The sequence below is a fragment of the Streptosporangium sp. NPDC087985 genome (genome assembly GCF_044741965.1).
In the GTDB taxonomy this organism is placed as follows: Bacteria; Actinomycetota; Actinomycetes; order Streptosporangiales; family Streptosporangiaceae; genus Streptosporangium.
In genome coordinates, this window is sequence record NZ_JBIUTQ010000005.1 from 42,328 (window position 1) to 68,048 (window position 25,721).

At 70.7% G+C, this 25,721-nt stretch carries 20 protein-coding genes; 7 read left to right on the forward strand and 13 right to left on the reverse strand.

Annotated features, from left to right (window positions below; translation table 11 throughout):
• Positions 1-78 precede the first annotated feature (78 nt).
• Positions 79-2,595: a glycoside hydrolase family 9 protein gene (locus ACIN94_RS13240; protein WP_400704221.1), complete on the forward strand. Its 2,517-nt coding sequence runs from the start codon at positions 79-81 to the stop codon at positions 2,593-2,595.
• Positions 2,596-2,685: 90 nt separating this feature from the next.
• Positions 2,686-4,251 (forward strand): cellulase family glycosylhydrolase, encoded by a 1,566-nt coding sequence (locus tag ACIN94_RS13245; RefSeq protein ID WP_400704224.1) that lies wholly within the window; start codon positions 2,686-2,688, stop codon positions 4,249-4,251.
• 52 nt (positions 4,252-4,303) lie between these two features.
• On the opposite strand, the gene ACIN94_RS13250 is transcribed toward ACIN94_RS13245, so the two are convergent.
• From ACIN94_RS13250 to ACIN94_RS13260, 3 genes are all read right to left on the reverse strand, one after another.
• Positions 4,304-5,647, reverse strand: a complete 1,344-nt coding sequence (locus ACIN94_RS13250) for an FAD-binding oxidoreductase (protein WP_400704227.1) — start codon at positions 5,645-5,647, stop codon at positions 4,304-4,306.
• 135 nt (positions 5,648-5,782) lie between these two features.
• Positions 5,783-6,412 carry an SGNH/GDSL hydrolase family protein gene (locus ACIN94_RS13255; RefSeq protein ID WP_400704230.1) on the reverse strand — a complete coding sequence of 210 codons (630 nt, stop codon included), beginning with the start codon at positions 6,410-6,412 and terminating at the stop codon, positions 5,783-5,785.
• Between the two features lie 186 nt (positions 6,413-6,598).
• Positions 6,599-7,624, reverse strand: coding sequence for a neutral zinc metallopeptidase (locus tag ACIN94_RS13260; protein ID WP_400704233.1), 1,026 nt, complete (start codon positions 7,622-7,624; stop codon positions 6,599-6,601).
• A gap of 132 nt (positions 7,625-7,756) precedes the next feature.
• Between ACIN94_RS13260 and ACIN94_RS13265 the strand changes: the two genes are divergently transcribed.
• From ACIN94_RS13265 to ACIN94_RS13275, 3 genes are all read left to right on the forward strand, one after another.
• Positions 7,757-9,424 (forward strand): DUF2207 domain-containing protein, encoded by a 1,668-nt coding sequence (locus ACIN94_RS13265; RefSeq protein WP_400704236.1) that lies wholly within the window; start codon positions 7,757-7,759, stop codon positions 9,422-9,424.
• Between the two features lie 132 nt (positions 9,425-9,556).
• Positions 9,557-10,045 (forward strand): MarR family winged helix-turn-helix transcriptional regulator, encoded by a 489-nt coding sequence (locus tag ACIN94_RS13270; RefSeq protein ID WP_400704239.1) that lies wholly within the window; start codon positions 9,557-9,559, stop codon positions 10,043-10,045.
• Between the two features lie 76 nt (positions 10,046-10,121).
• Complete coding sequence (locus ACIN94_RS13275; RefSeq protein ID WP_400704242.1) at positions 10,122-11,588, forward strand: MFS transporter; 1,467 nt, start codon at positions 10,122-10,124, stop codon at positions 11,586-11,588.
• Between the two features lie 42 nt (positions 11,589-11,630).
• On the opposite strand, the gene ACIN94_RS13280 is transcribed toward ACIN94_RS13275, so the two are convergent.
• Positions 11,631-12,572 carry an asparaginase gene (locus ACIN94_RS13280; RefSeq protein ID WP_400704245.1) on the reverse strand — a complete coding sequence of 314 codons (942 nt, stop codon included), beginning with the start codon at positions 12,570-12,572 and terminating at the stop codon, positions 11,631-11,633.
• A 57-nt stretch (positions 12,573-12,629) separates the two neighbouring features.
• On the opposite strand from ACIN94_RS13280, the gene dtd reads away from it, so the two are divergent.
• Positions 12,630-13,055, forward strand: a complete 426-nt coding sequence (dtd, locus tag ACIN94_RS13285; RefSeq protein ID WP_400704248.1) for a D-aminoacyl-tRNA deacylase — start codon at positions 12,630-12,632, stop codon at positions 13,053-13,055.
• Positions 13,056-13,092: 37 nt separating this feature from the next.
• On the opposite strand, the gene ACIN94_RS13290 is transcribed toward dtd, so the two are convergent.
• The 5 genes from ACIN94_RS13290 to ACIN94_RS13310 form a co-directional block, all read right to left on the reverse strand.
• Positions 13,093-14,079 (reverse strand): YgfZ/GcvT domain-containing protein, encoded by a 987-nt coding sequence (locus ACIN94_RS13290; protein ID WP_400704251.1) that lies wholly within the window; start codon positions 14,077-14,079, stop codon positions 13,093-13,095.
• 20 nt (positions 14,080-14,099) lie between these two features.
• Entirely contained in the window at positions 14,100-14,513 is a 414-nt protein-coding gene (locus ACIN94_RS13295; protein ID WP_400704254.1) for a Fur family transcriptional regulator, read from the reverse strand.
• A 68-nt stretch (positions 14,514-14,581) separates the two neighbouring features.
• Positions 14,582-16,168 carry a DHA2 family efflux MFS transporter permease subunit gene (locus ACIN94_RS13300; RefSeq protein WP_400704257.1) on the reverse strand — a complete coding sequence of 529 codons (1,587 nt, stop codon included), beginning with the start codon at positions 16,166-16,168 and terminating at the stop codon, positions 14,582-14,584.
• 188 nt (positions 16,169-16,356) lie between these two features.
• Positions 16,357-16,830: a MarR family winged helix-turn-helix transcriptional regulator gene (locus ACIN94_RS13305; RefSeq protein ID WP_400704260.1), complete on the reverse strand. Its 474-nt coding sequence runs from the start codon at positions 16,828-16,830 to the stop codon at positions 16,357-16,359.
• 443 nt (positions 16,831-17,273) lie between these two features.
• Positions 17,274-17,783, reverse strand: a complete 510-nt coding sequence (locus ACIN94_RS13310) for an FABP family protein (RefSeq protein ID WP_400704263.1) — start codon at positions 17,781-17,783, stop codon at positions 17,274-17,276.
• A 67-nt stretch (positions 17,784-17,850) separates the two neighbouring features.
• Between ACIN94_RS13310 and ACIN94_RS13315 the strand changes: the two genes are divergently transcribed.
• Positions 17,851-18,213: a DsrE family protein gene (locus tag ACIN94_RS13315; protein WP_400704266.1), complete on the forward strand. Its 363-nt coding sequence runs from the start codon at positions 17,851-17,853 to the stop codon at positions 18,211-18,213.
• An 87-nt stretch (positions 18,214-18,300) separates the two neighbouring features.
• Here the strand turns inward: ACIN94_RS13315 and ACIN94_RS13320 are convergent, their stop codons facing one another.
• From ACIN94_RS13320 to ACIN94_RS13335, 4 genes are all read right to left on the reverse strand, one after another.
• Positions 18,301-19,017 (reverse strand): type 1 glutamine amidotransferase, encoded by a 717-nt coding sequence (locus ACIN94_RS13320; RefSeq protein ID WP_400704269.1) that lies wholly within the window; start codon positions 19,015-19,017, stop codon positions 18,301-18,303.
• Positions 19,007-20,296 (reverse strand): MurT ligase domain-containing protein, encoded by a 1,290-nt coding sequence (locus ACIN94_RS13325; protein WP_400704272.1) that lies wholly within the window; start codon positions 20,294-20,296, stop codon positions 19,007-19,009. The genes ACIN94_RS13320 and ACIN94_RS13325 overlap by 11 nt, the downstream gene beginning before the upstream one ends.
• A gap of 205 nt (positions 20,297-20,501) precedes the next feature.
• On the reverse strand, positions 20,502-23,471 hold the full coding sequence (locus ACIN94_RS13330) for an ATP-binding protein (RefSeq protein WP_400704275.1): 2,970 nt from the start codon (positions 23,469-23,471) through the stop codon (positions 20,502-20,504).
• A 172-nt stretch (positions 23,472-23,643) separates the two neighbouring features.
• Positions 23,644-25,602 (reverse strand): hypothetical protein, encoded by a 1,959-nt coding sequence (locus ACIN94_RS13335; RefSeq protein ID WP_400704278.1) that lies wholly within the window; start codon positions 25,600-25,602, stop codon positions 23,644-23,646.
• Positions 25,603-25,721 lie beyond the last annotated feature (119 nt).

The window sequence follows — 25,721 nt, forward strand, 5'->3', positions numbered from 1 at the left end:
TCCCCCGAGACCTCGGGGCGTGGCGGTACCCCTGACCTGCTGCCACGCCCCGAGCACCACCTCCGAGAGGCACCCCCCATGAAGAAATCCTTGGCGGCGCTCGCCCTGCTGGCCCTGGTGGCCGTACCGGTGCCCGCCGTCCAGGCCGCCGCGGCACCGCAGTTCGCCTACGGCGAGGCCCTGCAGAAGTCCCTGTGGTTCTACGAGGCCCAGCAGTCGGGGAAGCTGCCGAGCTGGAACCGGGTCGGCTGGCGCGGCGACTCCGCGCTCGACGACGGCAAGGACGTCGGCCTCGACCTGACCGGCGGCTGGTACGACGCGGGCGACCACGTCAAGTTCGGCCTGCCGATGGCGGCCAGCACGACGATGCTGGCCTGGGGCGCGGTGGAGTACCGCGACGCCTACGCCTCCTCAGGTCAGCTCACCCCCCTGCTGAACAACCTGAGATCCGTCAACGACTACTTCATCAAGGCCCACCCGTCGGCGAACGTGCTCTACGGGCAGGTCGGCAACGGCGGCAGGGACCACGCCTGGTGGGGGCCGGCCGAGGCCATGCAGATGGAGCGGCCCGCCTACAAGATCGACGCCTCCTGCGGCGGCTCGGACCTGGCCGGGGAGACCGCGGCGGCGATGGCGGCCTCGTCGATCGTCTTCCGCCCGACGGATCCGACGTACGCCAACACCCTGGTGACGCACGCGAAGCAGCTCTACACCTTCGCCGACACCGTGCGGAAGAAGTACAGCGACTGCATCACCGACGCGTCCGGGTACTACCAGTCGTGGAGCGGCTACAACGACGAGCTGGTCTGGGGTGCGATCTGGCTGTACCGGGCCACCCAGGACGCCTCCTACCTGGCCAAGGCGGAGTCGTACTACGACAGTCTCGGCACCGAGCCGCAGTCCACGACCAAGTCCTACAAGTGGACGATCGCCTGGGACGACAAGTCCTACGGCACCTACGTGCTGCTGAGCAAGCTGACCGGCAAGCAGAAGTACCTCGACGACGCCAACCGCTGGCTCGACTACTGGACGGTCGGGGTCAACGGGCAGCGGGTGAAGTACTCGCCGGGCGGCCAGGCCGTACTGGACCGGTGGGGGTCGCTGCGCTACGCGGCCAACACCTCGTTCGCGGCACTGGTCCACTCGGACTCGATCACCGACGCGACGCGTAAGACGAGATATCACGACTTCGCGGTCAGGCAGATCAACTACGCGCTCGGCGACAACCCCCGCAACTCCTCCTACATGATCGGCTTCGGCGCCAACCCGCCGAAGAACCCGCATCACCGCACCGCGCACGGCTCGTGGACCGACCAGATGACCAACCCGGTCGAGACCCGCCACACCCTGTACGGTGCGCTCGTCGGCGGCCCGCCCGACCCCGACGACAAGTACACCGACAGACGCGACGACTACGTGATGAACGAGGTCGCCACCGACTACAACGCCGGCTTCACCAGCGCGCTCGCCCGGCTCTACCGGGAGTACGGCGGAGCCCCGGCGGCGAACTTCCCCGTCGCGGAGACCCCCGACGGCCCGGAGATCTTCCTGGAGGCCGGGGTGAACGCCTCCGGCTCGACGTTCACCGAGATCAAGGCGATCATCAGGAACCAGTCCGCCTGGCCGGCGCGCACGCTCAGCAACGGCTCGTTCCGCTACTACTTCACCCTCGACGGCACCACCACCGCGAACCAGATCACCGTCTCGTCCGCCTACAACCAGTGCAAGGCACCGACCGGGCCGACCTTGCTGTCCGGCAAGACCTACTACATCACCGTCGACTGCTCCGGCACCGCGATCGCCCCCGCGGGCCAGTCACAGCACCGGCGCGAGGTCCAGTTCCGCATCGCCAGCTCGGGCACGTGGGACCCGTCCAACGACTGGTCGTACAGGGACGTGGCCACCACCCCCGGTGCGACGCCGGTCCGCGTCTCGAACATGACCCTCTACGCCGGCACGACGAAGATCTGGGGCAACCCCCCGGGTGACGAGCCGCCCCCGGTGGAGGACCGGATCGCGCCGAGCAGGCCCGGCAAGCCCGCCGTCTCCGCCATCACCGGGAGCAGCGCCAGGCTGACCTGGACGGCCTCCACCGACAACGTGGGCGTGAGCGGATACGACGTCTACCGGGGCACGGCCAAGGTCGGGACCGCCCCGACCAACACCTTCGACCTCACCGGCCTCAGCCCGCAGACCGCCTACACCGTCTACGTGGTGGCCAGGGACGCGGCGGGCAACTCCTCCGAGGCCTCCGAGAGCACCGCCTTCACCACGACCGCCGCCCCGGCCGGCGGCTGCACCGCCACGTACACGGTGACCAACTCCTGGCAGGGCGCCTTCCAGGCGGAGGTGACCGTCAAGAACGAGGGCACCTCGGCCATCAGGGGCTGGACCGTGACCTGGAGATTCCCCAACGGCCAGACGATCAGCCAGCTCTGGAACGGCGCACACACCCAGACGGGAGCGGACGTGTCGGTCAGGAACGTGGACTGGAACGGCGGCCTCGCCCCGAACGCCTCGGCGGCCTTCGGCTTCACCGCGAACCAGAACGGCACCAACGGCGTACCCGCTCCGGTGACCTGCACCGCGAGCTGACCTGCCCCCTCCTCTCCCCCTCTGCCCCGGCCGGGCGCGACGACCCCTCCGCCCGGCCGGCCCCCTTCCCCCCCATGACCGAGGTAGATCATGAGAACACGATTCGCGATGCTCATCGCGCTCTTCCTGTCGTTCTTCATCTCGATGCCCGCCGCCCACGCCGCCACCGGTCTGCACGTGAGCGGCACGAAGATCGTTGAGGCGAACGGCACCCCGTTCGTCATGCGCGGCACCAGCCACCCGCACGCCTGGTACGCGACCCAGACCGCCTCCTTCGCGGGGATCAAGTCCCTCGGCGCGAACACCGTGCGCGTGGTGCTGAGCGGCGGTCGCTGGACCGCCAACGGCGTCTCCGACGTGGCGAACGTCGTCTCACTGTGCAAGCAGAACAAGCTCATCTGCGTGCTGGAGAACCACGACACCACCGGGTACGGCGAGCAGAGCGGCGCTTACACTCTCGACCAGGCCGTCAGCTACTGGATCAGCGTGAAGAGCGCGATCGTCGGCCAGGAGGACTACGTCGTCCTCAACATCGGCAACGAGCCCTTCGGCAACAACGCGACCACCCCGGGCTGGACCCAGGCCACCTCCGCCGCGATCACCCGGCTGCGCAGCAACGGCTTCCAGCACCTGATCATGGTGGACGCGCCCAACTGGGGCCAGGACTGGAGCTTCACCATGCGGGACAACGCGGCCACGGTCTTCGCCGCCGACTCGCAGCGCAACACCGTCTTCTCCATCCACATGTACGGGGTGTTCGACACCGCCGCCAAGGTCAGCGACTACATGCAGCGCTTCCAGACCGCGGGTCTTCCCCTGGTGGTCGGCGAGTTCGGGTTCGAGCACTCCGACGGCAACCCCGACGAGGACGCGATCATGGCCCAGTCGCAGGCCAGGGGCCTCGGCTACCTCGGCTGGTCCTGGAGCGGCAACGGCGGCGGCGTCGAGTATCTCGACCAGGTGAACAACTTCAACGCCGCCAGCCTGACCTCCTGGGGCCAGCGGCTCTTCAACGGCGCGAACGGCATCGCGCAGACCTCCGTCCAGGCCACGATCTACGGCGGCGGCGGCACGCCCGACACCACTCCGCCGACCCAGCCCGGTAAGCCCACCGTCTCGGCCATCACCTCCTCCGGCGCGACCCTCACCTGGACCGCCTCCACCGACAACCGGGGCGTCACCGGCTACGACATCTACTCCGGCAGCACCAGACTCGGCTCCTCCACCACCAACTCCATCACCCTGACCGGCCTCACCCCCTCCACCACCTACACCGCCACCGTCGTCGCCCGCGACGCCGCCGGCAACACCTCCCCCGCCTCCAGCGCCACCACCTTCACCACCACCCCCGGCCAGTCCGGCGGCAGCGGCTGCACCTCCACCTACACACTGACCAACTCCTGGCCGGGCGGCTTCCAGGGCGACGTCACCGTCAAGTGCACCACCGCCGTCACCAGCTGGAAGAGCGTCCTGACCTACCCCTCAGGCGTCAGCGTCTCCCAGGTCTGGAACGCCAACCTCACCACCTCCGGCACCGCCTTCACCTTCACCAACGTCGCCTGGAACGGCACCATCCCCGCCGGCGGCACGACCACCTACGGCTTCCTCGGCACCTGGAACGGCACCGGCAACCCGCCCACCCCCACCATCTCCTGACCCCGTACGGCGGGCGGCGGCCGGAGCCGCCGCCCGTCCCCCCACCCGTGAGCTAGCCGAGGACCGGATGGTTGCTCCGGAACACGCCGTGCGGATCACGGGCGCGCTTGACGTCGCGCAACCGGGCCAGGACGTCGCCGGGGAAGGCCGCCGCGGCACTCTCCTCGGCGCCGAGATAGGTGTACGGCTTACGCCCGCCGGCGTAAGGCGCGAGCAGGCCGGTGAAGGCGTCATGACGCTCCCTGATGGCGGCCGCGACCTCGGGGCCGGACGGGACGCCGAGCATGCCGAGCAGGTACGGCTCGGCAAGGTGCCCGCAGGCGCCGCCGCCCGCCGCCGGGCGCGCCAGCGCCCCGCCCAGGTGGCGTACCTGCACGCTGACCAGCGGATCGATGGGCCCGGACAGCAGCGCCGCCGCCACCGCCTCGTCCAGCCCGGTCAGCAGTTCCCCGCGGAACATGTCGGGACCCGGATCGACCGGCTCGGCGCAGACGCCTCCCAGCTCGGCGGGCCGGAGCGGACCACGGGTATCCATGATCACACCGTCGATCTTGTCGAGACGGCGCAGTAGCGTCTGGGCCTCGTCGGTCTGGCCCAGATACGTGACGTCCACCGTTACCGCGGCCAGCCCGCGCAGAAACTTGGGGAGGACGGGGAGCGGGGGGAAGTTCAGCAGATTGAACCAGGCGGTGAGCTCCTCGGGCGCCTCGGCGGTGATCTCCCGGAACACGGCCAGCACCTCCGGGGCCCGCTCCGCCGGCCATATGACGCGCCCGCCGTACAGGTGTGGCGCCGGGTACAGGTCGAACTCGACGGCGGTCACCAGGGCGAAGTCGCCACCACCGCCACGCAGCGCCCAGAACAGCTCGGCGTCGGAGTCGGCGTTCACCGTGGTCCGGGCACCCTCGGCGTCGACGACGTCGAATGCGCGGACGCTGTCGGCGGCGAAGCCGTGTCTGCGCCCGAACCAGCTCAGGCCGCCGCCGAGGGTGTAGCCGACCACGCTGAGCGCGGGCGAACTGCCCACCAGCCCGGTCAGGTGGTGCGGGCTCGCCGCGGCCAGTACCTCGCCCCATTTCACGCCCGCCCCCACGCGGACCGTCCGCGTCTCGGGCCGGACGTCCACGCCGCCGAGCCGTCCGGTGCGCAGCAGGACCACGCCCTCGACATCACCGGACGCGCCGTGGCCGCTCGGCTGGGCGGCCACGGTCAGCCCGGCGCGTCGGGCGTAGCCGGCCAGCGCGGCCACGTCGTCGGCGTCCTCGGCCTCCACCACGGCCCTGACCGGCTGGTCCACGGCGAGGTTCCACGCCCGCCTGGCCTGCTCGAATCCCTCGTCGCCCGCGACCAGCACCTGTCCTCTGACCGCGCGGCGCAGGTCGTTTCCGATCGTCATGATCTCTCCTCTCCCTACGCCGTCAGCTTGGGGGAACCGACTTGCGCGGGAGTTGAAACTCGGTTGAGACCGACTACAGGCGGGGCCGGCCTGCGGGGAGGGGCAGGACCGCGAGCCGCCGGACGGCCGGAAAGGTCACCGGGCCTCCGGGCCGATCCCCTGCCCGTGCAGCGCCGCGACCAGCCAGTGGGCGAGCCGTGCGTGTCCGGCGAGGGTGGGGTGGACGCCGTCGGGCAGGACCAGCCTGCGGCTCCAGCGCTCACCGAGCGGGTCCAGGAAGGTCACTCCCTCCTCCTGGGCGGCGGCCGCGATGGCGTCCCTGACCCCGTAGGCCCACCGGGGAGCCCTGGTCATCCAGATGGGGCCGACCACGATGACCCTGGTGTTCGGCCAGCGGGTGCGGACGAGTTCGAGCAGGCGCTTGGCGGCCCGGTTCACCGTTCCGGAGGCGGTGCGGCGGTCGTTGTGCCCGCCGGAGATGATCAGCAGGTCGGGGGCCGGGCGCCAGGAGAGCTCTCTGGCGAAGGAGTCCCGGAAGGTCCGTTTCACCGGGCCGGGATTGACGAAGCCCGTCCCCGCCGCCCCCGCGGTGACGAGCTGCCAGCCCAGCTCGCGCGCGGTCTTCGCGGCGTAGGTGTCCCACCGCTGGACCGGGCCCGACCCCACGGTGAAACTGTCTCCAACGATCATGACCAGCGGGGCGGAGCCCTGGCCCCGGCGGACCCCCCTGCCGTCGCCCGTCGGCGCGGACCCGCTGGCCGTCACGGAGCATCCCGAAATAAGGCAACAAATCACTACAAGGACAGCAACCGTGCTCACTCGGGGTCGTCCAGACACGGGCCCGCGCATGCCACCTCGGAGGGAGTTCTCGGCTGCCGAATCGTCTTGAGCAAGTCGGCATTTTACCCAGACGGAGGCGGCCGGCCCACGGATCGCGGGATTTCGCGGAGGTCAGCTGACCTGTGAGGCGGGAACGGCCCAGGTGTTGCAGTAACCGACCCTGGCGTACTTCCATCCCTGGTGGAGCCAGGCGGCGTAGTGGTCGCCGGTGCCGTGGTCTCGCGGGCCCCCGCGGCCCTGGTCGTCGCCCCGTCCGTAATCTATCTGCAGCACCTCGTTCCAGCGGGCGCCGGTGACGCCGAGCGAGGTCCGGACGGTGCGGACGAAGACCCCGGCCAGGCACTGCGCCTGAAGCTCGCTCCGGCGGGAGTGGGACTCCTGGGCGGCCTTGGACCTGTCGTAGACCTCCCACCACCAGGCACCACCGATCCCCGCCATCTCCTGCACGTGATGTCCGTACTCGTGGGCGAGCACGGCCAGGTAGGGGACGTGGTTTTCGGCCGGGTCGACCCGGTCGGACTGCTGAATGAGGTGGGTCAGGCCGATGTACATGCCCCGGTTGGACGGGCAGTAGTAGGCGGCGGCGCCGCTGGCCGGGTAGGTGCCGCAGGGACCGCGGCCCGGGCGCGACCAGAAGACGCGGCGCGGCTCCAGGAAGGCCGCTCCGGCCTGGGAGAACTTCCCTGCCCAGGCCCGGTCCAGGCAGCCGGTGACGGCGTTGAGGTAGGCGAACATGTCAGCGGGCCGGGTGGAGGGCTGGGGAGCGCGGCAGGAGGTGGGGCGCATGGTGCCGGTGCCGTACAGCGGATTGCGCTTGAGCCGGGTGGTGGTGTCGGAGCGCCGCATGTTGCGGAGGTCGACGCTCAGGCTCTTCTGGGCGGCCAGCGCGATCTCGGAGTCACCCATCGAGCCGAGGTGCAGCGAGGGTGGCGGCCGGAAATTCGGCGGCGTTACCTCCGCTTCCTCGGCCGGCGGTGGTCCAGCATTTCTGGTCGCCACGGGACCGGCCCCCGGGGCGGCCGGAACCTCCGCCTCCTCCCCACCGGCCAGACCGGCGATCACCACGATCGCGGCGAACGTCATGGCCAGGAGACCGAAGACACCAAAGATCAGAGGACTCGATCCGCGTGGGCGCATGTGACCGCCTTCTCCAGAGTGTTGATCTCCGGGCGGCAATCTAGCGGATATCCGCCTATACCCGCTTATTGACCGAAAATAACGGTAAGAGGTGGCAGTCAGAGCCGGTGGTTCTCGATAGGCTCCCGAGCCATGGCGGGATCTGTTTTGCATCGAGCGGCCGGGGTCGTGGCCGCGGTTGCCACCCTGGCGCTGACCCTGGGCGCCTCCCCGGCCCTCGCAGCCGGTACGGCGAGCACGGCGGCCATCCGGGCGGACCAGGTGATCGATGACAACGTCACGCTCGAACTACGGCAGGACGGCGTGCTGCACGTCACGGAGAGCGTCACCTTCGAAGGCAGCCCTCCGACGCGGAAGCTGATCGACCGCACCCGCTACGACGACGGCAGCGACCGCGTCTACCAGATCGTCAACCTCAAGGGCGACGCCACGCTGCAGGGCGACTCGCTCACGCTGAAGGGCTCGGGCAACGCCAAGCTGGAGTACGACGTCAAGGGCGCGGTGACCCCGCTGGCCGACGCCCAGGAACTGCGGTGGTACGCCGTGGGGGCCTGGTCCGTCCCGGTCGCCCAGGCCAAGGTCACGGTGACCGGTCCGGGCCGGCTCCAGAGCCTGTCCTGCTTCGCGGGCGTGCTGAGCTCCGCGATCGGCTGCACCGCCGCGTCACCGGACCACACCGGGACCACCGCGGAGTTCGAGCAGCAGGAACTGGGCCCGGGCGAGGTGCTCACCGTGATCATCGGCTACCCGGCGGGCGCCACCAAGGGCGGCCCGATCCTGGAACGCCGCTTCGAGCTCTCCAACGCCTTCACCCTGAACACCGTCACCGGCGGCGCGCTGGCGGGCCTGCTGGTCCTGATGCTCGGCGGCCTCGGCCTGCTCTACTGGACGCGAGGCCGCGACGCCCGCGTGGTCGGCAACGGGCCCGGCTCGCCCGCCGTGGCCGAGAACGGCTACTTCGCCCCGCCGAACGGCGTGCGCCCCGGTCAGATCGGCACGCTCATAGACGAGCAGGCCGACGTGATCGACGTGACCGCCACGATCGTGGACCTGGCGGTCCGGGGCTACATCCGGATCGACGAGCAGCCCCGGCAGACCTACGACTCCCCCGACTGGGCCCTGGTCCGGCTGCCCGGCGCCCCGGTCGGTTCGCTGCTGCCGTACGAGCGCGCGCTCTACGACGCCATCTTCGACGGCCGCGACACGGCCCTGCTCTCCCAGCTCCAGGGCTCGTTCGCGGCCAACCTCGGGAAGGTCCGCGACGCGCTCTACCGCGACGTGGTCACCCAGGGCTGGTTCGCCCGCCGCCCCGACACCGTCCGTACCCACTGGACGACCCTCGGCGTGGTGTTCACCGCGGCCGGGGTCCTCGCCACCGTCGCACTGGCCTGGTTCACCACGTACGGCCTGCTCGGCCTGGCCCTGATCATCGCGGGCGCCGCCATGGCCGTCGGCGGCCATTACATGCCGGCCAAGACCGCCGAGGGCGCGGGAGCCCTCGCCCACACTCTCGGCTTCCGGGACTATCTGGCCTCCGATGACGTCGGCGAGAACATCCCCGCCGCCCAGCGGGTGGAGCTGTTCTCCCGCTACCTGCCCTATGCCGTGATCTTCGACAACGTCGAGCGCTGGGCACGCGTGGTCTCCTCGGTCACCGACGACGGCCGGCATGCCGACAACCTGTACTGGTATCAGGGCCCCGCCGAATGGGACCTGTCCAAGTTCGCCGGCTCGATGCGGACGTTCACCATGACGACCTCGGGCGCGATCTCCTCCACCCGCCACTTCCGCTCGCTCTAGCGTTCCCGGAGCGTGCCGGAGACCGCCCTGACGCGGAGCCGGGCGACAGACACGGGCACGGACCGTCCGACACCTCCGCAGACGGCCTCTGTCAGATAATCCGCCAGGGATCGAGTTGTTACCCTGGCGGACATGACCGCCATGGCATCCGCACGCACCGAACCGGACCTGTCGTTCCTGCTGGACCACACCAGCCATGTCCTGAGGACCCGGATGGCGGCGGCACTCGCCGAGATCGGGCTCACCGCGCGCATGCACTGCGTGCTGGTCCACGCCCTGGAGGAGGAGCGCACCCAGATCCAGCTCGCCGAGCTCGGCGACATGGACAAGACCACGATGGTGGTGACGGTCGACGCCCTGGAGAAGGCCGGCCTCGCCGAGCGCCGCCCTTCCGACAAGGACCGGCGGGCCCGGATCATCGCGGTCACCGAGGACGGCGCCCGGGTCGCCGAACAGAGCCAGAAGATCGCGGACCGCGTGCACAGGGAGGTGCTGGCGGCACTCCCCGAGGACGAACGCGAGATCTTCCTCCGGGCCATGAACCGCCTGGCCGCAGGGCATCTGTCCGTCCCCGCCGAGAACCCACAACCGGTCCGGCGGGCGCGCCAGCGGAAAAAATAGGCCCGAAGGAGATCGTCTACTAAAAAACTATCTGCTACGGTCTCTCCTGTTGTCCCTCTCGACAGGAGTCGCCCCCATGCCCCCTGCCCCCACTCCCGCGCCCCGGTCCCGTCGGCTCGCCCTCGCCGTACTCTGCGCCGGAATGCTGATGATCGTCCTGGACGGCAGCATCGTCACCGTGGCACTGCCGGCCATCCAGCAGGATCTGCGCTTCTCCCCCTCCGGCCTGACCTGGACCGTCAACGCCTACATGCTCGCCTTCGGCGGCCTGCTGCTCCTGGCCGGGCGGCTCGGCGACCTGGTCGGCCGTAAACGCGTGTTCGTCACGGGCCTTGCCGTCTTCATCGTCGCCTCGCTGCTGTGCGGAGTGGCGGGCAGCCCCGAGACGCTGATCGCGGCCCGGTTCCTGCAGGGCGTCGGGGGAGCGATGACCTCGGCGGTCAGCCTGGGGATGATCGTCACACTGTTCACCGAGCCACGCGAGCGCGCCAAGGCGATCGGCGCCTTCGCCTTCACCGGCTCCGTCGGCGCCTCGATCGGCCAGGTCCTCGGCGGCGTCCTCACCGACGCGCTCAGCTGGCACTGGGTGTTCCTCATCAACCTGCCGATCGGCGTGGCCACCGCGCTGCTGGCCGTATTCGTCCTGGACGGCGACCGCGGGATCGGGCTCGGCAAGGGGGCCGACGCCCTCGGTGCCGCCCTGATCACCGGTGGGGTGATGCTCGGCGTCTACGCCATCGTCCAGACCGAGCAGTACGGCTGGACATCGGGACGCACCCTCGGCCTTACCGCCCTCGCCCTCACACTGATCGCCGGGGCCGTCGCCCGCCAGGCCACCGCGGCGCACCCGCTGCTGCCGCTGCGCGTGTTCCGCTCCCGCAATGTCTGGGGAGCCAACCTGATCCAGATGTTGATGCTGGCCGCCATGTTCAGCTTCCAGATCCTCATCGCCCTCTACATGCAGAACGTGCTCGGCTACGGGGCGTCCGCGACCGGTCTGGCGATGCTCCCGGCCGCCCTTGCCATCGGCGTGGTCTCGCTCGGCTTCTCCGCGCGCCTCATCACCCGCTTCGGCGAGCGGACGGTCCTGCTGACCGGCCTGGTGCTGCTGCTGGCGGGGCGCCTGCTGCTCGTCCGCGTGCCGGTGGACGGCGTGTACGCCGTGGACCTGCTGCCGGTGATGCTGCTGACCGGCGGAGGCGGCCTGGCGATGCCCGCGCTCACCGCGCTGGGCATGTCGGGCGCCCGGCCCGAGGATGCCGGGGTCGCCTCCGGCCTGTACAACACCACCCAGCAGATCGGCGCGGCTCTCGGCGTGGCGACCCTGTCCACCCTGGCGGCCTCCCGTACGGAGCACCTGGCAGCCGAGGGACAGCGCATGGCGTCCGCGCTGACCGGCGGCTTCCAGCTGGCGTTCGGCATCGGCGCCGGACTCCTGGCCGCCGCGATCGTCCTCAGCGTGCTGGTGCTCAAGAAGCCCACGGCCGGAGCCGGGAGCGTGAAGACCACGGCACCGTCCGCCGAGACGACCGTGGCCGCCTGAGGCGGGCCGGACTCCGTACGGGTCGCCTCAGGCGGCCACGCCTCAGCGCAGGCGGACCTCACCGACGGGACGGCCGCCGCCGAGCAGCACGCCGACCGCGAGCTCGTCGAGCTCCGCCGTCCCCAGGCCGAGGGCGCGCAGCGCCTCGACCGTGACGGGGACCCGGGCCCGCTGGCCGCCGTCCTCGATCTTGACGGTCCCGGCGCGGCCGTCGGCGGAGGCGAAGGCGTCGAACGCCTCGGCGCCCGCCTTGACCATCAGACCGGGGACCGCGCGCATCAACTGGGCCTCGGGGCGGGTCGTGCCGGACGTCCACTCGGGGTGGGCACGGAAGGCGTCGGCGATGCGGCGCTCGGGGGTGCCCGGCTCGGCCTGGACCAGAGAGCGGAACGCGCGGGTGACACCCACCATCGACACGAAGAACAGCGGGGCGCCGCAGCCGTCCACCCCCGTGGCGGCGACGCGCTCGCCGGTCAGCTCCTCGACCGTGTCGCGGATGGCCCTCTGCAGCGGGTGCGCCGGGTCGAGGTAGGTCTCCAGCGGCCAGCCGTTGACCGCGCAGGTGGCGAGCATCGCCGCGTGCTTGCCCGAGCAGTTCATGTAGATCCTGGCCCGCCCGCCGCCCGAGCGCAGCACCTCGTCACGGGAGACGACGTCCCCGGGCAGGTCCTCCGGGCAGCGCAGGGCGTCCTCGTCCAGCCCCGCACCGGAAAGGATCTTCCGTGCCCCCTCGACGTGGAACGGCTCCCCCGAGTGACTGGCACACGACAGCGCGAGCAGCTCCCCCTCCAGGGCGAGCCCGGAACGCACCATGCCGAGCGCCTGCAACGGCTTCATCGACGAGCGGGGAGACACCAGAGCATCCACCGCCCCGTGCACTCGCACCGGGGAGCCGTCGGCACCGACGGCCAGCATCCGCGCCCGATGGGTGGATTCCACGAACCCCGAACGGACGACCTCAACAAGCAACGACTCAGCAGACACTTTTGTCTCCTTTCGCGAGGATTCTAGGAGGTCGGGGACCACGAGATGATGGGAGGCATGCGTGCGGTTGTTCAGCGGGTGAGTTCCGCTTCGGTCACTGTGGACGGTTCGACGGTCGGGGCGATCGACGAGCCCGGACTGCTGGTGCTGGTCGGGGTGACCCACACCGACACCCCGGCGGAGGCGGCCAGGCTCGCCGCCAAGCTCTGGGGCCTGCGGATCCTGTCCGGCGAGAAGTCCTGCTCGGACGTCGGCGCGCCCCTGCTCGTGGTCAGCCAGTTCACCCTGTACGGCGACACCCGCAAGGGCCGCCGCCCCACCTGGCAGGCCGCGGCGCCCGGACCGGTCGCCGAGCCGCTGGTGGAGGCCGTCTGCGCCGAGCTGCGCACGCTGGGAGCCCACGTGGAGACCGGGGTGTTCGGCGCCGACATGAAGGTCGGCCTGACCAACGACGGCCCGATCACCCTGATCCTGGAGATCTGAGCCGGGCCGGACCACGGCTCCGGTGGCCGGCGCGATCTCAGCGGATACGGCGGCGCAGGGCCGGGTCGATGGTGACGTTACGCCCGGCGTCCGGCGGCACGATGACCTCCTGGGTCGCCGCCACTCCCTCGGCCTGCAGCGTGGCGTCCACCGGCACGGTCCGCTTGACCACGGCCAGCGCGATCGGGCCGAGCTCGTGGTGCCGGGCGGAGCTGCCGACGGAGCCGACCTCCACGCCGTCGTGGAGCACGGGGGCGCCGTGCTTGGGCAGGGTGTCCACGCTGCCGTCCAGGTGCAGGAAGACCAGGCGGCGCGGAGGGTGGCCGAGGTTGTGCACCCGGGCCACGGTCTCCTGGCCCTTGTAGCAGCCCTTGCTCAGATGGAGGGCCGGGCCGATCCAGTCCACCTCGTGCGGGATCGTCTTGTGGTCGGTCTCAAAGCCCAGCCGGGGACGGTGCCCCTCGATCCGCAGCGCCTCGTAGGCCCAGAGCCCGGCGAGCTTCAGACCGCCGAGCCGGTCGGCCAGCAGGTCGCGCGGGAGCAGCACGTCGTCCCCGACGAGGATCGCCCCCGGAGGCGGGGTGAGCCGCGCGGCGTCGGCCACGGAGACCACCGCGTAGCCGGCCGTCACGTCGGCGACCTCGACCCGGAGCATGAACCGCATCCTGTCCAGGAACGCGACGAGCCCGGCCGCCGTGCCCGGTTCCACGTGCCCCCAGACGGCCTCGCCGTCGTCGACGAGCGTGAGGTGGTGCTCCACCCGGCCCTGGGCGTCCAGGAACAGCGTCTGGGTGGGCTGACCGGGCTTCAGGTCGTCGAGCTTCTGCGAGCTCAGGCTGTTGAGCCAGCTCAGCCGGTCGGGTCCGGAGATCCGGACGACCTCGCGGTTGCTCCGGTCGACCATCGCCTCACCGGCGAGGAACGCACGCTGCTCGGCGAACGGGTCACCGTAGTGACCGGCGACGTCGGCGTCAGGGGTCTCGGCCGCGACCGCGCCGGGAGTGTCCAGCAGAGGGCTACGCATGGACCCCAGCCTACGAGGCCTCAGCGGCAGTTACGGCAACGGCCGAAGACCGTCAGGTGGTGCACGTCGGTGACGAACCCGAGCTTCTGGTCGAGGTTGTCGACGAAGCTCTCCACCAGATCCGGGCTGACCTCGCTGATCTCCCCGCAGCCACGGCAGACCAGGTGCACATGATCGGCCTCGGCCGTCAGGTGGTAGGTGGGGGCGCCGTGCCCGAGGTGGGTGTGGGTGACCATGCCAAGCTCCTCAAGGAGCTCGAGGGTCCGGTAGACGGTCGAGATGTTCACCCCGCGGGCGGTCTCCCGCACCCGCGTGCAGATCTCCTCGGGTGTGGCGTGCTCGCATGCCTTGACCGCCTCAAGCACCAGCTGGCGTTGCGGGGTGACCCGGTAACCACGTGCCCGCAGTTCCTCATGCCACGACGTCTCGGTCATATGGAGAGTCTATGAGCACCGGGGCTCGATGGGGATCTCCCTGTACCCGAACCCCCGGCCGCTGATCCTCAACGAGATGCGGCCTGGGGAGTGTGCCGTAGGCCGACCGCGGCCAGGAGCGCACCCATGACGCACAGCACGCCGGTCACTAGCACGGCTGAGTGCACGCCGTTCATGAACGCGCTGCCGCTGCCCTCGATGACGGCGGCCTTCAACTGCGCGGCCATGCCATCCACGACCGGTGAAATGCCCATCGCCACCGCGTCCTGGGCCTTCTCGAAGCCGCCTGCCACAGAGGCCGGAACCCCGGCATCGGTCAGCTCGCCAGTGAGCGTCGAGCCCACTCGGCTGCTGATCAGGGAGATCAGCACGGACGTGCCGAGCGCCCCGCCGATCTGCAGCGCCGTGGACTGCAGGCCGCCCGCGACACCGGCGTCCTTGGTCGGCGCGTTGCCGACGATCGCGTCGGAGGAGGCGGACATCACCATGCCGACGCCCAAGCCGAGCGCGAGGAACGGCGGCCACATCGCGGCGTACGAGGAATGCGCGTCCCACGTCAGCATCCAGAAGGACGCGCCGGCCTGAAGCAGCATGCCGATCGGCATGGACAGGCGCGGGCCGAACCGCCCGGTCAGTGCCGCGCCCAGCGGCGACGCGACCACGGTGGCCAGGCTCAGCGGCAGGGTGCGCACGCCCGCCTCGACAGGCGTGAAGCCGCGTACGTTCTGCAAGTACAACATCAGGAAGAAGATCACGCCGAGCAGCACGAAGAAGTTGACAGCGGTGACGATCGTGCCGATGGTCAGCGACGGGCTGCGGAACAGCCGCATCGGCAGCAACGGATGCTTGATGCGGGTCTCGTACCAGCCGAAGGCCACCAGGATGACGATGCCCACAACAAGGGCGCCCAGCGTTCCCGCGGAGGTCCAGCCCCAGGTCTCGCCCTTGACCACGCCGAAGACCAGAGCCACCATGCCGAGCGCGAGCAAGATCACGCCGGGGATGTCGAAGCGGTGGTGGCCCGTGGAATCCTTGCTCTGCGGCAGCACGAGCGCGCTGACGGCGAGGACGATGACGCCGATGGGGGCGTTGATGTAGAAGACGGACTCCCAGTTGACGTGCTCGACGAGCAGCCCGCCGACGATCGGTCCGAGCGCGGTGGAGCAGGACGCCACCATGGCCCACAGACCCACCGCCATACCGAACTTCTTTGGCGGGAAGACCGCGCGCAGCAGGCCGAGCGTGTTCGGAATCAGCAGCGCGGCGAAGAAGCCCTGCAACGCGCGGAAGGCGATGACGCCCTCGATCGATCCGGACATACCGATCGCGATCGAGGCGAGGGTGAACCCGGCGGTACCGATCATGTAGTACATGCGCCGCCCGAAGCGGTCACCGAGCTTGCCACCCAGGATCAGGGCGGCGGCCATCGCGATGAGATAGGCGTTGGTGACCCACTGCAGGCCGGCTGTGGACGCGTTCAGGTCCCGGCCGATCTCGGGGTTCGCGATCGACACCACGGACGCGTCGAGGTTGACCATGAAAAGGCCGATCGCGACGGCGATCAGCGTCAGCCAAGGGTTGGAACGCCGGCCCTGTGGGGTGCCCGGCGGGGAGGGCGCGGGCACGGCGGAGTGCTTCAGGGTGTCGGAGGGCAAGGAGATGCCTTGTCTGTGAGAGAACTTCGAGACTTCGAAAAGGCGAGCTGTGAACTACGACGCAGCCGTGAGCATGCGGGAACGTTCAGCCACAGCTGCGGAAACCGCCGTCGGACAACGGCTCGGTCCGCGTGCGCAATCCGTACGCGCACGCGGACCGAGCCGTTGTCCGGAAAGCAGACGTGGAATCAGTCGGTGGCGGGGTAGAGATGCCGGGTCAGCGACATCAACGCGCCCAGGGCCGAGCCGAGGGCACCCAGCTCCCCGTCGGTGAGGGTGCGCAGCGCGTGCGCCACGTGGGTTTCCTTGAGCCGTCGGACCTCGGCGAGTTGCTGCCGGGCCGTGGCCGTCGGGTGCAGATGGGCGACTCGCCTGTCAACGGCGTCCTGCCTGCGCTCCAGCAGTCCCAGCTCGGTGAGCTGGGAGACAAGGGCACTGACGTTGTTCGGCTTCATCAGCAGCGCGTCGGCGGCCTCGCGGACCGTGATCCCCTCATACTCCTCGGTGAGCCACAGCAGCGCGAGCTGGCCCTCCGGAAGCCTGGGATGTGGGAACTCCCGGTCGACCCGCCGATCAAGAGCCCTGTGCAGCGCGGGCATGCTCACCACGAGCGCGGAGGCTACGCGGTCGATGTCCTGAACGGACGCGCTGGAGACGGGCACGCCTACAGAATAAGTACTGCCGTATACCTATGTCAAAATACCCAAAAGCCCAGAAAGCATGATCGCTGGCAGGGGGTTCCCGTTCTGTTCCCATCGGCTCTCAGCGAACGGGTGGGCAGAGCAGGATGCGAGGCTCGTGAATATTTACTTGCTCCGGCCGTCGGCGGTTTCGTAGTGTACAGACACGCCGAAAGGAGGTGGTCCGAACAATGGTTGATCATAGTTGGGCTAGCGAGGTGGCTGTCCGCTAGGACGCCGCGACTCCGGACTCTGTCCGGACGTCTGGCGACGTTCGGCGAATCCACGACAATCACCGGAACCCCGGGTTGCCAGAGGGCGGGCCATCCCGCCCCAGGTCCATCTGGCCCTCCCGCACAGCGGGAGGAGCAGGCCCGGGGTTCTTCCCTTTTCCGGGGCGCCTCCCCGCTCCCCCCAGATGACAGTCAGTCCACTCCCGGCACGAAGTCGCCCACCCGCTTGAGCTCGGCGGAGATGTGCGACTGGAGCGACTGCCCCGCGGCCGCCATGTCGTAGGCCCACATCAGGTTGCCGTTGACCAGGCCGTAGAGGCGGTGGCCGCCGGTGTACTCCTTGGCGGTGGCGGTGCGGGCGACCACGTCGGTGTGAAGCTCGATCTTGTTGAAGACCACCTCACCGACGTAGATCTCCACGATGCCGGTCGGATGCGACAGGCACACCTCCAGCTGGCGGCCGGGCAGCTGGCGCCAGAAACCGGTCTCGGTGCCCAGCGGGCGGACCCTGTTGCCCGCCTCGTCGAGCAGCCAGGTGCGACTGGTATAGGTCAGGAAGGGCTTGCCGTTGTGACCGAAGATGATCTCCTGGCCGAAGTTGAAACTTTCGATCGTCGGGTATCCGCCCACTCCGGCACCTTCCCACCGGCCCACGAGGAAGGCGATCGGCTCAAGGTCGGAATGCAGCTCGGGAACGTCCATGGATCCGAGCCTAGGGCCGTCCCGGCACGGCTCGCGCACGTGGCGCTGACCCGCATAGGCTGCAGGCATGGCACGATCATTGGTGATCAAGGTGACCGCCGGCGAGGACTCACCCGAGCGCTGTAACCAGGCGTTCACGGTGGCCGCGGCGGCATTGGCGAGCGGGGTCCCCGTCTCTCTCTGGCTGACCGGCGAGTCATCGTGGTTCGCCCTGCCCGGCCGGGCGAAGGAGTTCACCCTGCCGCACGCCGCCCCGCTCGGGGATCTGCTCGACGCTGTGCTGGCCGTGGGCCGGGTGACGCTGTGCACGCAGTGCGCGGCCCGGCGCGACATCACCGTGGACGACGTGATCGAGGGTGTGCGCATCGCGGGCGCCTCCACCTTCGTCGAGGAGGTCCTCGGCGAAGAGGTCCAGGCGCTCGTCTACTGACCGAGCCGGGCACCCGTCCACCGGCCGCCGGGGCCGCACTCCCCCACGGGGTGCGGCCCTGATCGTCGGTGTCCGGTCCTCCCGCTCTCAGGCGGGCAGCACCGCGGCCAGCCGCTCCTGACGGAGCCGCTCGAACCAGGAGTCGTCCATCGGCGGGAGCTGCGCACCGACCGCCCAGCTCAGCAGGAGGTCGGCGAGCCCGGGGTTGCGGGCGAGCGCGGGGCCGTGCAGGTAGGTGCCGACGATCTTGCCGGCGTAGCAGCCCTCGGTGCCGTCGCCGTTGCCGACGCCGACCACCGTGCGGGCCAGCGGCCGGACGCCGGGGCCCAGCCGGGTGACCCCCATGTGGTTCTCGAAGCCGGTCAGCATCGGGATGCCGAGCACCGGGTCGGCCTCGCCGGCCAGCTCGCCGACCGCGCGGCCCGCGCCTCGGCCGCTGGAGATGTCGAGCAGCCCCATGCCGCCGACCGGCTGCCCCTCCTCTCCGCCGAACGTGGTGCCCATGATCTGGTAACCCGCGCAGACGGCCAGCAGGGCGGCGCCGCGCGCGATGGCCCGGTGCAGGCCGCCGTCGCGGCGCAACCGCTCGGCGGCCAGGATCTGCGGCCGGTCCTCGCCGCCGCCGATCAGGTAGATGTCACCACCCTCGGGAACCGGGTCGGCCGAGCGCACGTGGACGGTCTCGACCGGGATGCCGCGGCGCTGGGCGCGCTGCTCCAGGACCAGAACGTTGCCCTGGTCCCCGTAGGTGCTCAACAGGTCCGGATAGATCCAGACGAGTCGCAGGGCGCTGTCAGACTGCACGACCGAACTCCGATCGGATCTGCTGGAAGGCGGTGTAGTTGGCGATCACGTCGACCTTGCCGGGTGGTTGCGCGGCGAGCGCCTGCCCGAAGGAGTCCACCAGCTGGAACGGCACCCCCGCCACGTCGAGCCGGAGCGCGAGGTCGAGCCGCCGCTCCCCGGCCACGTAGACCGGTCTGCCGCGCAGGACGCGATAGTCCACGTCCCACAGCCAGGAGGTGTCGCGGCCGTCGGGGCCCTGGGCGTTCACCGACAGGATCACCGGCAGCGAGCGGTCGAGCACGTCGAACGCCTCCAGCCAGCCGGCCGGGTTCTTGGCGAGCAGCAGCCGGGCCTGCCGCCCGCCGCGCTCCACTGTGGTGTAGCGGCCGGCGACGGACCTGACCTCGCGCAGCCGGGGCAGTGCCCGCTGGATCGGCAGGCCGAACGTCTCGGCGGTGGCCAGCGCGATCACGGCGTTGGCCCGGTTGGCCCGGCCGGGGAGCTGGATGTCCAGCACCCAGCGCTGTCCGCGCGGGTCGATCACCGCGTCGTCGTCGAGGGCCCAGGACGGCGCGGGCCGCCGGAAGGGGCACTCGCGGCAGGCCCAGTCGTTGTCGGCCGTACGAGGGGGTGCCGTGTTCGAGACGTGGCCGCCGGGCGGGATGTACTCCATGCCCTTGCGGTCCAGCGGGCCGCCGCACTCGGGGCAGCACCAGGAGTCCTCCTTCCACGGCTGCCCGGCCGACACCCAGGTGACCCGGGTGGCCGTGGCGGCACCCCAGGTCACCAGCGGGTCGTCGGCGTTGGCGATCACGTGGGTGTTCTTCCCGGCGAGCGCCCGGCGCCATTTCTGGGCCAGCAGCCAGATCTCACCGGCCCGGTCCATCTGGTCCCGGCTGAGGTTCATCAGGACGATCACGCCGGCGCCGGTGGTGTTGATCACCTCGGGCAGGTATTTCTCGTCGACCTCCAGGACGCCGTAGGGGGCGTGCTTGGCCGATGACAGCGCCGAGACGTGCCCGGCGGGCATGTTGGCGCCGAAGGCGTTGGTGGCGACGTCGCCGAGATCCTGAAGGGCGGAGGTGATCAGGCGGGTCGTGGTGGTCTTGCCGTTGGTCGCGCTCACCAGTGCCAGCTTGCGGTCCTGCGCGAGCTGGCGCAGCAGGTCGGGCTCCAGCGCCAGGCCGACCCTGCCGCCGATCACCGATCCGTCACCTCGGCCGGTCGCCCTGGAGAGGGTCGCGGCCGTGCGGCCGAGAGCGCTCGCGAGCTGCGCCCGCAGCGGAAGCTGAGTCATGCCGTCTCCTCGCCTAGCGGCCTGTCGCAGGACGACCCGGCAGCCGGGCCTGGTCCGCCGGGCCGCTGCCGGGCAGGGTCTGCCGAATCGTTCATGCCGCAGATCCTAGCCCCGCTTGGGTCCTGTCCCCGTCTGGCGACGCTCCGCCTCGGCCCGGAGTGCGCGGCGGCCCCCTCATGGCCGGCTCCCCACGGTGATGATCCCCCTACTCGATGAAGGCGAGTTCGGCGGGCTCCTCCGACGCGGCGTCGAACGGCAGCACGAACCGGTGCGGCCAGGACAGCACGCTCTCCATCCAGCTCGCCCCCATCATCTGGGCCACGTGGCGGAGCCGCTCGGCCGGGTCGACGCCGATCGTCACCGTGAGGATGTCCTGTTCCACGCCCTCGTGCTCGTCGTCGCCGAGGATCACCCGCCAGGCCAGTGCCCGGTTGCGGTCCACCTCCATGGAGAGCGGGTGGTGGCGCAGCGCCTTGGCACGGTGACCGAGCAGCTCGGTGGCGCTGGACGGCCGGTTGAACAGCGCGTACTCCATGACCGGTGCGGGGTCGCGCGGGTTGGGCGCGGGCCGGCCGTGGGGGAAGATCCGGTCCACCTCGTGCAGCCAGCGGACCTGCGGGATGACCCAGGTGGGACCGGGCCGCTCGGCGACCTCCCGATCGGGCCCCAGCAGCCGGGTCGCGGCCCTGGCGACCTGCTCGGTCAGCTTCACCGGGTCGCTGATGGTCCGCAGCGACCACGCCCGGCGGTCCACGCCGCGTTCCACCGCCGTGGCCAGCAGGCACTCGCGCCGCCGCATCGGGAGCTCGGCCCACAGGTCGGCCAGCACCCGGGGCACTCCGGGGACGGACCGGCCGGTGCAGAACGCCAGCACCAGCGTGTCGGTCCAGATGCGCAGCCAGGCCCATTCGGGCGCGTCGGCGAGCAGGTCGGCCTCGCGGAGTTCGACGAGCGTGCACGCCCGGCCGGTCCTGCACTCCTGGCCGCACGCCGCGGAACGACGGCCGCAGATCGGGGGCAGCTGGCCGGGGATCAGGTGCTCGCGGTCCTCGCCCAGCGGCACCTGGACCCGGAGCGGCCGGTCCATCCCGTCGGCGAAGACCGCCGCGACGCCCGGCTGCAGCGAGACGACCTGCCGGGACTGCTCGTCGCTCAGGTTCATCGCGGCACCGACGAGCTGCCGGTCGTCCTCGGCGGGGAGCCGGTGCACGACCTTCAGCGCGGTGTTCTTCACGACGTCGGAGACCAGTTTGGTGGGGATCTGCTCGGCCACCACGATGCCCTCGCCATACGCGCGGATCTCCGCGAGCATGCCGGCGAGGAGCTCGACCGCGTGCGTGCTGGCGCGCCCGGCGCCGCGGTCGCGGAGCAGCCGGTGCGCCTCCTCGATCACGATGACGTGCCGGAGCCCGCTGCTCCGCTCCTTCCTGGCCCGCATCCGCAGGTGTTCCACGATCCGGATGATCAGCGTGCCCATCAGGAACGCCTTGTCCTCGTCGTTGGCCACGTCCTCGATCGCGAACACCACGTTGCGCTGGAGCAGGTCGCCGATGTCGGCGGGGTGGCCGCCCTCGAAGAACCGGCCCGCCGAGCCGACCCGCAGCGACCTCAGCCGCAGTGAGATGAAGCCCTCGACGTCGGCCTGGACCTCCTTGCCGTAGCCGATCTCCTTGATCACGTCCATCGCGTGCCGCTGCAACTGCTCAAGGGTCGGTACGGCGGGCCGCACGGCCGCGCCGGGAGCGGCCCAGCCGGTGACCACGTCCCAGCCGTTGGCCTCGTAGACCCGCTGCAGGGCGAGCGACATGATCTGCGGGAACGGCTCCTCCGCGTCGAAGGCCGCCATGAACAGCGCCCGCACCATGTCGATGTGGGCCTGGACGGGGTAGCCGGGCTCCGGAGCGAGCGGGTTGACGCTGAACGGCACACTGTCCGGGGCCGACGGATTGATCACGGTCACCGGGGCGAGGTGCTCGACCCGGCCGCCCATCGCGGCGTACTCCGACTTGGCCGGCTCGATGGCCAGCCACGGGATGCCGGCGCCGGTGAGCTGCTCCAGCAGGTGCCTGACGGTCTGGGACTTGCCCGAGCCGGTGGCCCCGGCGATGAAGGCGTGCCGGTTCAGAGTGGCGAGGGGGACTTTGAACGAGCCGACCGCCCTGTCCTGCCCGTCCAGGATCGACCCGAGGTCGACGGTCAGGCCGCCGGGGGTGGCGTCCGCCTCGCTGGTCACGTCGAAGAAGCCGGCGTCGAGCACCCGTACCCCCGGCACCTCCCTGCGGGGCAGCCCGGCGAGCGCGGCGAGCGCCCCCGCGGTGGCCGCGAACGGGGCGGCGGCGCCGTCGGCGGGGTCCTGCAGGCTCACCGAGAGCGCATCAGCGAAGCCGTGCACCGGGCTGGACAGCGCGCTGCGCAGGCGGTAGGGGTGGTGGCTCATCTCGGCCGAGCCGACCAGCACGGGGGCGATCTGGCGCAGTTCCTCGGGACCGGCGGCACCCGCCAGCACCCGCACACTCCAGAGCCCGGCCTCGCGGAAGGCGTCCAGCTCCTGCATACGCCGTTCGGCCCGCTCGGCGTCGTAGCGCGAGCGTTCGGAGGCGTCGCCGTACTGCCTCAGCACGTTGAGCTGGGTCCGCAGGTGCGCCACCTCGGCGTCCAGCAGATCGGTCTGCTCGGCGACGACCAGCCAGGCGAACGGCCGGGACATGAGCGTGACCAGGGTGGACTCGAAGAGCGTGGGCCGTCTGACCTCGTCGGCGTCCGGCTCGCGGCGGCCTCCGAGCGGCGGAGCCTGCCGTCCCGGGCAGATGGTCCAGACCAGGTCGGACAGGTCGCGGAGCCACTCGTCACCGATCCGGACGCCCCGGGCACCGCTGGGGAACAGCAGCGGTTCGGGGCCGGTGGGGAGCGGTCCGTCCTCGGTGGCGGCCCTGCGGGGCGGCCGGGGCGGGGTCAGCGGCCCGGCGTTGGTGATGAGTTCCAGGGGGGCACCGGAGCCCCGGGAGAGCCAGCCCGCCACGAAGGGCCGGTTGCGCTGGGCCGTGGAGAGCACGGCGGGCAGGACCGTGACGAAATCCCATTCCGCCGACGAACTGCGCGAGGGGGCGGCGATCGCCTGGATCCGGTACCAGGGGCCGGTCAGAGGGGTCGGAGGACGGGACACGCTTGGCTGCATTTGGTCTCCACCCAGGGGTCCCGGCTCAAGGCCGGGGGGTTGACGCTTCACGGATCGCTCCGCCGTACAGGCCGGCGGGGGCCCGGAGCCCGGTCACCCCAGTAACCAAGGTCGAACCTTCCCGGGGGATCGCACCTCCGCATTGACCAGGCCATTACCACAAACGGACGGTTCATTGGCGTCTGCGCCAGTCCAGCCGGGGCGGCGGCGGGCCGAGGTTCGGCGGCGCGTCCGCGAAGACGCCCGGCTCGCGGGTCTCCTCCTCGGCCTCCTCGGTCTCCTCCGCGCACTCCAGCGCGACCTCCTTGATCTCGTCGAACTCCCCCAGCGTCGTCTTCGGGAAGGTCAGTATCGCCGGGTTGGCGTCGGCGAGGCGGACCCGGCGGCCCTGCGCGGTGGCATCGGTGACGATCACCGAGGTGGTGGGGAGCTGCTGGAGCTGGTGGGGCTCGACGAGGAACTCCCGGGACCGGTGCAGCACCCGTTCGGTGTCCCCCATCGCCTTGGTCGCGCGGCGGCCCCACTCGGTGGAGGAGGTGATGTCCTCCCTGAGGTCCGCGCGGCTCACACCCCGCCCGTCCTCGCCCTCCTCGGCCTGGCCGACCGTGGAGACATAACCGCCGTCCAGCCCGGCCCCGGCGGCGCTGATCGTCTCGGTGAGCTGGGCGAGCTCCAGGCGGTGCTCGGTGCCGACGTGCTCGCTGGCGATCCGGGCGTCCTCGGCGTTGCCCAGCCGCATGAACGTCACCGCCGCGTGTCCCCGGCCGAGCCGTTCCCGCACGGTGGGGGTGAGCGACCGGTAGGTGAGCACCAGCCCGGTCCGGGAGGTCTCGCAGGCGTCCATCAGCCGGTCGAGCACGTCACCGCGGAGCTTGTCCGCCCCCGCGACGATGATCGTGTGGTACCAGGGCCGCTCGGACGCGGTTGACTGGCGCAGGATGTGGGTGAGCGCGGTGGCCACGTAGGTGCCGAGGACCCGGTTGCCGAACACACCCGCCTGGCGGTCCATGGACACGACCCGCAGGCGCGCGGGCGGCAGCCGTACGGCCTCCGAGCCGAGCGTCTCCAGCTTGCGCAGCTGCGACTCCAGCGCCCAGGCGCGCTCGATCACCACCCGGTCGCTGACGCCCCGGCCGAACAGCGTGCCGATCCGCTCCAGCTGGGCCGGGCTGAGCAGGCCGAACCTGAGGTCGTCGCGCGGGTCGCCGACCTGGGCCAGGGCGCGGAGGGCGGCGGTGACCTGGTTGATCGTGGCGTTCTCGCCGAGAACCTCCAGGACCCGTTCCAGGATCGCGTTGTCGAACGACAGGTCCCTGGTCGTGCGGTGCTCCTCACTGACGCTCACCACGTGCGCGAGCACGTCGGCGAAGGCCTCGGGGGGCAGTGCGGCACCCAGGTCGAGTCTGGGGAGGTCCACCGGCAGCACCCAGACCAGCGGCTCGTCGCCGCCCCTGCGCGCCAGCTCGATCAGGTCCTTGGCGATCGCCCCCTCGGACAGGTCGAGCACGGTCAGGTGGCCTCCGCTGTAGAGGCGGGTCGCGCCGAGCAGGGTGATCAGCGCCGACCAGCCCGGCAGGGTGCCTCCGGCCACGTCGATCCGGTCGATCTCGTCGGGCACGGTCACCGCGTACCAGGTGAGCTGGCGGTCGTAGTGCTCCTTCTTCTCCGCCCACTCCCGGTAGCGGACGGCATGCTCCTCCTGGGCCTGGAAGAGGTCCCTGTCGCGCTCGCGCCGCTGCCGGTCACCGACCGCCTGGCGTTCCCGGATCCGGTGCAGGACCACCCGGTTGCCCTGGTGGATCGCGTACGTGCAGAACGCGGCCACCCCTCCGGTGGCGACCAGCCCAACGACGACGAACGACCAGCTCAGCAGCTCGGTGACGCCGAGGAGGAGGATCAGCACAGCGAGCCCGGTCATGAACGCCCTGAAGATCTTCATCGGCCGGTTCAGCAGGGACTCGTTGAGCCGTTCCCTGCGGACCCATTCGGGGTCGACCTGCTCGGCGGGCTCCTCCGCGGGGGAGGGTCGTTTGGGAGCCGGGCCCGGATCAGGGAGCAGCAGGGCATACTGCCAGCCCAGGTAGATCCGGTCCGCCTGGAGCTGCGCATGCTCGGGATGCACGTCCGCCACGGAACCTCCGCCATTGGGCTCTCGCCGCCTCGGTGACAGCGTAAGAGTTAGACCTTCTGTCCGGGCAGCGTTCCCGTCAATCTGCTGTATTTTCCCCAGGTTCACGCCCACTTATGGGG

Bases quoted from the DNA above. Each gene is read 5' to 3' on its own strand.
- ACIN94_RS13240 (WP_400704221.1), top strand. From the start codon at position 79: ATGAAGAAATCCTTGGCGGCGCTCGCCCTGCTGGCCCTGGTGGCCGTA.
- ACIN94_RS13245 (WP_400704224.1), top strand. From the start codon at position 2,686: ATGAGAACACGATTCGCGATGCTCATCGCGCTCTTCCTGTCGTTCTTC.
- ACIN94_RS13250 (WP_400704227.1), bottom strand. From the start codon at position 5,647: ATGACGATCGGAAACGACCTGCGCCGCGCGGTCAGAGGACAGGTGCTG.
- ACIN94_RS13260 (WP_400704233.1), bottom strand. From the start codon at position 7,624: ATGCGCCCACGCGGATCGAGTCCTCTGATCTTTGGTGTCTTCGGTCTC.
- ACIN94_RS13265 (WP_400704236.1), top strand. From the start codon at position 7,757: ATGGCGGGATCTGTTTTGCATCGAGCGGCCGGGGTCGTGGCCGCGGTT.
- ACIN94_RS13270 (WP_400704239.1), top strand. From the start codon at position 9,557: ATGACCGCCATGGCATCCGCACGCACCGAACCGGACCTGTCGTTCCTG.
- ACIN94_RS13275 (WP_400704242.1), top strand. From the start codon at position 10,122: ATGCCCCCTGCCCCCACTCCCGCGCCCCGGTCCCGTCGGCTCGCCCTC.
- dtd (WP_400704248.1), top strand. From the start codon at position 12,630: ATGCGTGCGGTTGTTCAGCGGGTGAGTTCCGCTTCGGTCACTGTGGAC.
- ACIN94_RS13290 (WP_400704251.1), bottom strand. From the start codon at position 14,079: ATGCGTAGCCCTCTGCTGGACACTCCCGGCGCGGTCGCGGCCGAGACC.
- ACIN94_RS13295 (WP_400704254.1), bottom strand. From the start codon at position 14,513: ATGACCGAGACGTCGTGGCATGAGGAACTGCGGGCACGTGGTTACCGG.
- ACIN94_RS13310 (WP_400704263.1), bottom strand. From the start codon at position 17,783: ATGGACGTTCCCGAGCTGCATTCCGACCTTGAGCCGATCGCCTTCCTC.
- ACIN94_RS13315 (WP_400704266.1), top strand. From the start codon at position 17,851: ATGGCACGATCATTGGTGATCAAGGTGACCGCCGGCGAGGACTCACCC.
- ACIN94_RS13325 (WP_400704272.1), bottom strand. From the start codon at position 20,296: ATGACTCAGCTTCCGCTGCGGGCGCAGCTCGCGAGCGCTCTCGGCCGC.
- ACIN94_RS13330 (WP_400704275.1), bottom strand. From the start codon at position 23,471: ATGCAGCCAAGCGTGTCCCGTCCTCCGACCCCTCTGACCGGCCCCTGG.